Origin of the sequence: Tahibacter caeni (assembly GCF_024609805.1) — a bacterium.
Taxonomy (GTDB): Bacteria; Pseudomonadota; Gammaproteobacteria; order Xanthomonadales; family Rhodanobacteraceae; genus Tahibacter; species Tahibacter caeni.
Window position 1 is genome coordinate 1 of the sequence record NZ_JANFVR010000282.1, and the last position, 6343, is coordinate 6343.

The following is a 6343-nucleotide window of genomic DNA, read 5'->3' on the forward strand; positions in this document are numbered from 1 at the left end:
GTTGAGCGGCGTGGCCGCGTCCGCTCGTCCGCTCGTCGATGCGGCGCGGCTGCCGCCGGCGCTGCGCGCACGCCTGGCCGAGCTCGCGCTACGCGCACCGCCCTGCGACGACGCCGCGCGCTGGCGCCGCGTGCAGATCGGCGAGCGCCGCTGGCTCTGCGCGCAGCCGATCACGTTCACGCCGTACGCGTCGGCGCAGCCGTGTTCGGCGCGCTGCGGGTTCTGCTCGGAGAATCTGCGTCACGTCGCCGCATCCTCGGCCGCGGCGACTCTGCGGCCGGCCGCCGGCTATTTCGATGGTCTGGCCCGCGCGCTGGCGCTGCTGCGCGATCTGCCGCTGTCGTGGTCGCTGTCGGGTCTCGAAAACACCGACGATGCGGACTGGCTGCTGCGGCTGCTCGACGTGCTGGCCGCCGCCGAGCGCGCCGGCCAGCCGGTGGAGCAGCGCGTGCTCTACAGCAACGGCGCCGGGCTCGCCGGCGCGCGCGGCGAGGAACTGCAGCAGGCGGTGCTCGATTTCGGCCTGAGCCGCATCGAGCTGTCGCGCCATCATTTCGACGCCGCGCGCAACCAGTTCCTGATGCGCTTTCGCGATCAGGTCGCGATTCGTGACGGCGAGGTCTTTACGCGCACCGTACGGAGGCTCGCGCCGCGCGTGCCGGTCATGCTTGTCTGCCTGCTGCAGCGCGACGGCATCGCGACGGCCGAGGCGATCGCCGCGTATCTCGATGCTGCCGCGCGGCTCGGCGTCGCCGGCGTGATCTTCCGCGAGCTCGCGCAGATCGGGCCGGACTACCGCGTCAACGCGACCGCGCGGCTGATCGCGCAGCAGCGCGTGCGCGTCGACGCGACGCTCGACGCGGTATTCGCCCATACGGAGTTGGCCGCGGCACTCCGGCCGCAGCGGCTCACCGAAGGCTATTACTTCTGGAATCTGGTCTGCCGCTGGCGCGACCGGCTCGACGTGGTGTTCGAGGCGGCCGACTACGTGGCCATGCACGAACGCCACGACTCGGGCCGGCTGTACAAGCTGGTCTGGTTCGCGAACGGCGAACTCTGCGGCGGCTGGGAGCCCGGCCGCCGCGTGATCTGGAGCACCCGCGATGGATAGCAACAGCTGGCTGCTGCTGGAGCGCGAAGATCCGCGCTACTGCATTCCTGCTGACCTGCGCGAGCGCGACGCCCTGGCCGCGCGCGACATCGGCTGGGTCGAGCAGATGCGGCCGTTCGTGCAGCATTTCAGCGCGGCCGGCGGGCTCGTGCTCGATCCGTTCGCGGGCTTCGGTACCACCTTGCTCGCGGCGCATCTCGAAGGCCGCCGCAGCATCGGCGTCGAGCTCGACGCGGCGCGCGCCGCACTCGCGCGCGAGCGGCTGCACGGTCACGGCGTGCGCGATGCACAGGTGCTGGCCGGCGACCTGCGCGCGCTGGGCGACGAGTTGCCGCCGGTCGATCTGTGCCTGACCAGCCTGCCGTATTTCGGCGCGACGGCGCCGCCCGACGCGCCGCCGCAGCAGCTCTACGGACAGGCGCAGTACGAGCCGTTTCTCGAACAGCTGCACGACATCTTCCGTGCCGTGCGGCGCTGCATGAAGCCCGGCGGGCACGTCATTGTCATGGCGGAGAACCTGCGCCTGGACGGCCGTTTCGTACCGCTGGCCTGGGATGCGGCGCGCGTGCTGGCCGGCCTGTTCGTGCTGCGCGAGGAACGCGTGCTGCTGTATCGCCGCGCCGCGGCGGAGCTCGCGCCGGGTGCCTGGCAGAGCAATCGCAGTCACGAGTACGCGCTGATCGCCGAAGTCCGCCGGGAACCGCTCGACGTCGCCGCGGCGCTCGCGCTGTGGCAGGAACTGAAGTCGGCCGGCCATGTCGCCGAGCTGCGCGGCAGCCTGGCGCGCCGGCTCGCCGGCGATCTCGGCGTGACGCCCGTGGACATGGATCTGAAGATCGACTTCGACGTGGCCGCACTGCACGCGCTGCTGCAGTTCCTCGCCGAACGCGGTTTCGCGCTGCGCTGCTGGCAGGCTCCGCTGCGGCTGCCGGCCGATCTCGCGGCGTTGCGCGATCGCCATTACGTCCGCGCCGAACGCCTGGAGCGCGACGGTCGCCGGCTCGTCGTCGACGTGGGCTGGTCGTGAGCCGAAGCGCTGCCCGCGTCGCGGACGACGGCGACGCTCAGGGTTGCGCGCGGTCGGCCTGCTGCGCCTGGAGATAGTCCCGGTCGAAATGGCGGCCGAGCTTGTCGAGCAGCACGAGATTCAGCGCATTGCCCCCCTGGCCCGACGCGGCGGCGACCGCGTCGCGATGGCGGTCGAACGCGCCGCGGTCCCGTTCGAGGAACGCGACGGTCGCAAGTACGTAGTCGTTCCACTTGAACGCCGCGTCGGCGGCTTCTTGTGCATCCAGCGCGCGCCGTGCCGCGGCGATCGCGGCCGGCCTGTCGTCGTGCTCGGCGCGCATCTGCGCGATGTGCCAGTGCACGCTGCGCGGCACGGTATCGCGGCGCGCGGCCCAGGCTTCGAGCAGGTCGCCGGCTTCGCGCACGCAGCCGGCCGCGGCGAGCACGCGGAAGCCGCGGCCTTCGGTCTGGTCGAACAGCTCGACGGGCAGGTCCAGGTCGCCGAGCCGGTGCTGCCCGTAGAGCTCGGCGCAGTCGGTGGCGGCGGAAGTCAGCGGCAACAGCAGCAGCGGCAGGGCGGAGAGCATGGCGGTTCGGTCGTTGGCGGCGTCGCCGATGACGTACGCAAACCGCGCCGTGCGCGGATCAGGCGTGCGCCGTGACGGTCCGGAACGGCGGCCGGTTGCGATTGTCGGCGGCGGCTCCTAGGCTGCGCGGCTGTCGTGTCCGGAGCCTGGTCATGGATGTCGCCGTTTCCGCCCATACCGCGCCGTCGTCGCGCTGGGCCCTGCTCGTCGCCGCGGCCGCCGCGCTCGCGGTCGTCGGCGCGCTGTGGCCGCCGCTGCACGCGCTGCACTACGTCGCCAAGCCGGCGTCCACTTTGCTCGTCGCACTGCTGGCCTGGCGCGCGGTCGATGCGCAGCCGGCCTACCGCCGCGCCGTGCTCGCCGGCCTGCTGCTGTCGACCCTGGGCGACATCTGGCTGATGCTGCCCTGGGATCTGTTCGTCGCCGGCCTCGTGAGCTTCCTGCTCGCGCATCTGGCCTATCTGTACGCCTTCACGCGGCTGGTGCCGCTCGCGCCGCTGCGCTGGCCGTTCGCGGCCTACGCGGCGCTCGCGGCCGGCATCGTGCTGCTGCTCTGGAGCCATCTGCCGGCCGCGCTGCGCGCGCCGGTGCTGGTCTACGTCGCGGCGCTCGCGACGATGGCGGCACAGGCTGCGGTCGTCGCCACGCAGCGCGCCTCGGCCAGCCGCATCGCGGCCGCGGCCGGCGGCCTGAGTTTCGTCGTGTCGGATGCGCTGCTCGCGATCGACCGCTTCCACACGCCGCTGCCGTACGCGGCGCTGTGGGTGCTCGCGAGCTACTGGCTCGCGCAGTTCCTGATCGGACGGTCGGTTTGGCAAAGCCGCGCGTGAGGCGGCGACCGCCTGCTTTCCGTACTCGGGGGCAGATCCGCGCCGGCGTCGCCCGGCCAGCGACATCACCCCCCGGTCGCACCTCCCTGCAGTTGCCCCACTGCATGGCCCCGCGCCGGCGTGGATCTACCGGCGGCGGTCATGCGCAGGCCGGACCGTGACGGTCCGGCGGCGGCGAGATTTTCCTCAGAGCGCCTGCTGGCCGAACGTGTCGCAGGCGTTGATGTCACCGCGGTCGAAGCCCTGGCGGAACCAGCGCACGCGCTGCGCCGAGCTGCCGTGGGTGAACGAATCGGGCACCACGTAGCCGCGCGCCTGCTTCTGCAGCTTGTCGTCGCCGATCGCGGTCGCGGCGGCCAGCGCCGATTCGACGTCGCCGGCTTCGAGCCACTGCAGCTGGCGCTGAGCCTGGTTGGCCCAGACGCCGGCGAAGCAGTCGGCCTGGAGTTCCTGGCGCACCGACAGGCCGTCGGCGCCTTCCATCGGCGCGCCGCGGCGGCGCATCTCCTCGGTCTTGCGCATGACTCCCATGAGGTTCTGCACGTGATGGCCGACCTCGTGCGCGATCACGTAGGCGCGTGCGAAATCGCCGCTGGCGCGGAAACGGTTTTCCAGCTCGTCGAAGAAGCTCGTGTCGAGATAGACCTGCTGGTCGCCCGGGCAATAGAACGGGCCCACGGCCGAGCTGGCCATGCCGCAGGCGGAGTTGACGCCGCCCTGGAACAGCACGAGTCGCGGCTGCTGGTACTGGCCGCCGGCCGAACGGTAGATCTGGCTCCAGACGTCCTCGGTGCTGCCGAGCACGGCGCGCACGAATTCGTTGGTCTGGGTCGCTTCGGGCGCGCGTTCGGTCTGCGCCTGCGGCGCGGGACCGCCGTCGCCCTGGCTCAGCAGCGACAGGATTTCGAGCGGGTTCTTGCCCAGCGCCCAGCTGATCAGGAAGACGATGATGATGCCGCCGATGCCGAGTCCCGGACCGCCGCCGAGCCGGCGTGCGCCGCCGCCTCCGGCCGAGACGACGTTGTCGCTGCGTCGACCTTTCTGCCAAAGCATCTGCATGTCTCCTGAGTGGGCTGGGCTGTCGCGGGATCGCGGTAGCGGACCGCCTGCGGCGGCGGACAGGCGCGGCGATGGTAACCGATGGTTCAGCCGCCCGATCCGGGCGGCGGCGTAGGGTGTCGTGTCGTTACTGTCCCTCGGCCTCGCGCAGCTTGGCGTCGGTCGCGGCCTTCTGTGCATCGACCGTGTCCTGCACGGCCTTAGCCTTCTGCAGCGCCTGCAGCTGCGGGTCGACGACCGTCGGCTGGCGCGCCGGCGGCGTCTGCTGCGCGGCGGGCTTGTCCTCGGCCGCGCAGGCGGCGAGCGCGAGCAGGGCGGCGGCGAGCAGGGTGGTGCGGATCATCGGCTTCTCCGGGATGAGGCTGCGCTAAAGTCTGCGCCCCGATCTCACCGACAAACAAGCGGAGCCGCGCTGCCATGACGACTGCATCACGCTGGCGACTCGACGGGCGCACCGCGCTGGTGACCGGTGCGAGCAAGGGCATCGGTCTGGCCTGCGCGCGCGAACTCGCCGTGCTCGGCGCCGACGTGCTGCTGGTCGCACGCGACGAGGCGCATCTGGACGGCGTGCGCGACGAGCTCGCCGATGAATTTCCGCGGCAGGACATCGCCGCGTTCGCCGGCGACATGGCCGAACGCGAGCAGCGGCTGGAGCTGTTCGACTGGATCGCCGACCGCGGCAGCAGCCTGTCGCTGCTCGTCAACAACGTCGGCACGAACCGGCCGAAGCCGACGCTGGACTATGCCGAGAACGATTACCGCGCGCTGTTCGAGACCAATCTGTTCAGCGCGTTCGAGCTGTGCCGGCTCGCGCATCCGCAGCTGGCCGAGCACGGCGCCGCGGCCATCGTCAACGTCGGTTCGGTATCGGGCCTGATCCACGTGCGCACGGGTTCGCCCTACGGCATGACCAAGGCCGCGCTGCATCAGCTCACGCGCAACCTGGCGTGCGAGTGGGCCGGCGACGGCATACGCGTGAACGCGGTCGCGCCGTGGTACATCCGCACGCAGCGCTCGGAACCGGCGCTGGCCGATCCGGACTATCTCGAGGAAGTGCTCGCGCGCACGCCGCTCGCGCGCATCGGCGAGCCCGAGGAAGTGGCCGCGGCCGTCGCGTTCCTGTGCCTGCCGGCGGCGAGCTACGTCAGCGGCGAGTGCATCGCCGTCGACGGAGGCTTCCTGCGCTACGGCTTCTGAACAGGATGCGGATGGCGTCCGACCGCCCGCGCCGGCAGACTGCGACCATGCCGCCGTCCGTCTCCATCGATCTCGATCTGCCGTCGCGCTATCCGGCCGAAGCCGTGCTTGCGTTCTTCGCGCGCCGCGCCATTCCCGGCGTGGAGCACGTGACCGCCACAAGCTACCGGCGCAGCTTCGCGTTCAACGGCACGCCCGGCTGGCTGCAGGCCGATCTCGTGCGCGGGGTGCTCGAGGTGCAGCATGCGGATGCCGCAGCGGCGGCGGAGGTCGCCGCGCGTTCGCGCCGGCTGTTCGATCTCGATGCGCCGCGGGCCGGCATCCGCCGCTGCTTCGCGCGCGACGCGCGTCTCGGGCCGCTGCTGCGCGAGCACGGCGACATCCGCGTGCCGGGCTGCTGGGACGGTTTCGAGCTCGGCGTGCGCGCGGTGCTCGGCCAGCAGATCACGGTCGCCGCGGCGCGCACGATCGCGTCGCGCATCGTCGCGCGGCATGCGCCGCGCATCGCCGGCGCCGCGGCCGGCGAACCCTGCCACAGCCTGTTTCCGGTC

General features: G+C 71.8%; 8 protein-coding genes. 5 read left to right on the forward strand and 3 right to left on the reverse strand.

The features are described from left to right. The first annotated feature begins 10 nt into the window (after nucleotides 1–10). Together NON22_RS18705 and NON22_RS18710 are read left to right on the forward strand one after the other, a co-directional pair. Nucleotides 11–1111 (forward strand): hypothetical protein, encoded by a 1101-nt coding sequence (locus NON22_RS18705; protein ID WP_425508003.1) that lies wholly within the window; start codon nucleotides 11–13, stop codon nucleotides 1109–1111. Next, complete coding sequence (locus tag NON22_RS18710; RefSeq protein ID WP_257388475.1) at nucleotides 1104–2138, forward strand: DNA methyltransferase; 1035 nt, start codon at nucleotides 1104–1106, stop codon at nucleotides 2136–2138. Before NON22_RS18705 ends, NON22_RS18710 begins: the two co-directional genes overlap by 8 nt. 37 nt (nucleotides 2139–2175) lie before the next feature. Here NON22_RS18710 and NON22_RS18715 read toward each other — a convergent pair whose 3' ends face one another. Next, the gene (locus tag NON22_RS18715) at nucleotides 2176–2706 is read right to left on the reverse strand and encodes a hypothetical protein (RefSeq protein WP_257388476.1); all 531 of its coding nucleotides are present in this window, start codon (nucleotides 2704–2706) and stop codon (nucleotides 2176–2178) included. A 152-nt stretch (nucleotides 2707–2858) separates the two neighbouring features. Here NON22_RS18715 and NON22_RS18720 point away from each other — a divergent pair, with 152 nt between their 5' ends. Further along, a complete protein-coding gene (locus NON22_RS18720; RefSeq protein ID WP_257388477.1) occupies nucleotides 2859–3536 on the forward strand; it encodes a lysoplasmalogenase in 678 nt (225 codons plus the stop codon). Between the two features lie 186 nt (nucleotides 3537–3722). On the opposite strand, the gene ypfJ is transcribed toward NON22_RS18720, so the two are convergent. Together ypfJ and NON22_RS18730 are read right to left on the reverse strand one after the other, a co-directional pair. Beyond that, nucleotides 3723–4589 carry a KPN_02809 family neutral zinc metallopeptidase gene (ypfJ, locus tag NON22_RS18725; protein ID WP_257388478.1) on the reverse strand — a complete coding sequence of 289 codons (867 nt, stop codon included), beginning with the start codon at nucleotides 4587–4589 and terminating at the stop codon, nucleotides 3723–3725. 133 nt (nucleotides 4590–4722) lie between these two features. After that, nucleotides 4723–4938, reverse strand: coding sequence for a hypothetical protein (locus tag NON22_RS18730; RefSeq protein WP_257388479.1), 216 nt, complete (start codon nucleotides 4936–4938; stop codon nucleotides 4723–4725). Nucleotides 4939–5012: 74 nt separating this feature from the next. Between NON22_RS18730 and NON22_RS18735 the strand changes: the two genes are divergently transcribed. Both NON22_RS18735 and NON22_RS18740 read left to right on the forward strand, forming a co-directional pair. Next, nucleotides 5013–5792, forward strand: coding sequence for an SDR family oxidoreductase (locus NON22_RS18735; RefSeq protein WP_257388480.1), 780 nt, complete (start codon nucleotides 5013–5015; stop codon nucleotides 5790–5792). Nucleotides 5793–5839: 47 nt separating this feature from the next. Continuing rightward, on the forward strand, nucleotides 5840–6343 hold a 504-nt coding region (locus NON22_RS18740), incomplete at its 3' end, for an AlkA N-terminal domain-containing protein (RefSeq protein WP_306673900.1).

What these genes read in the sequence shown, in the direction of transcription:
- NON22_RS18710 (WP_257388475.1), top strand. Translation starts at nt 1,104, where the DNA reads ATGGATAGCAACAGCTGGCTGCTGCTGGAGCGCGAAGATCCGCGCTAC.
- NON22_RS18715 (WP_257388476.1), bottom strand. Translation starts at nt 2,706, where the DNA reads ATGCTCTCCGCCCTGCCGCTGCTGCTGTTGCCGCTGACTTCCGCCGCC.
- NON22_RS18720 (WP_257388477.1), top strand. Translation starts at nt 2,859, where the DNA reads ATGGATGTCGCCGTTTCCGCCCATACCGCGCCGTCGTCGCGCTGGGCC.
- ypfJ (WP_257388478.1), bottom strand. Translation starts at nt 4,589, where the DNA reads ATGCTTTGGCAGAAAGGTCGACGCAGCGACAACGTCGTCTCGGCCGGA.
- NON22_RS18730 (WP_257388479.1), bottom strand. Translation starts at nt 4,938, where the DNA reads ATGATCCGCACCACCCTGCTCGCCGCCGCCCTGCTCGCGCTCGCCGCC.
- NON22_RS18735 (WP_257388480.1), top strand. Translation starts at nt 5,013, where the DNA reads ATGACGACTGCATCACGCTGGCGACTCGACGGGCGCACCGCGCTGGTG.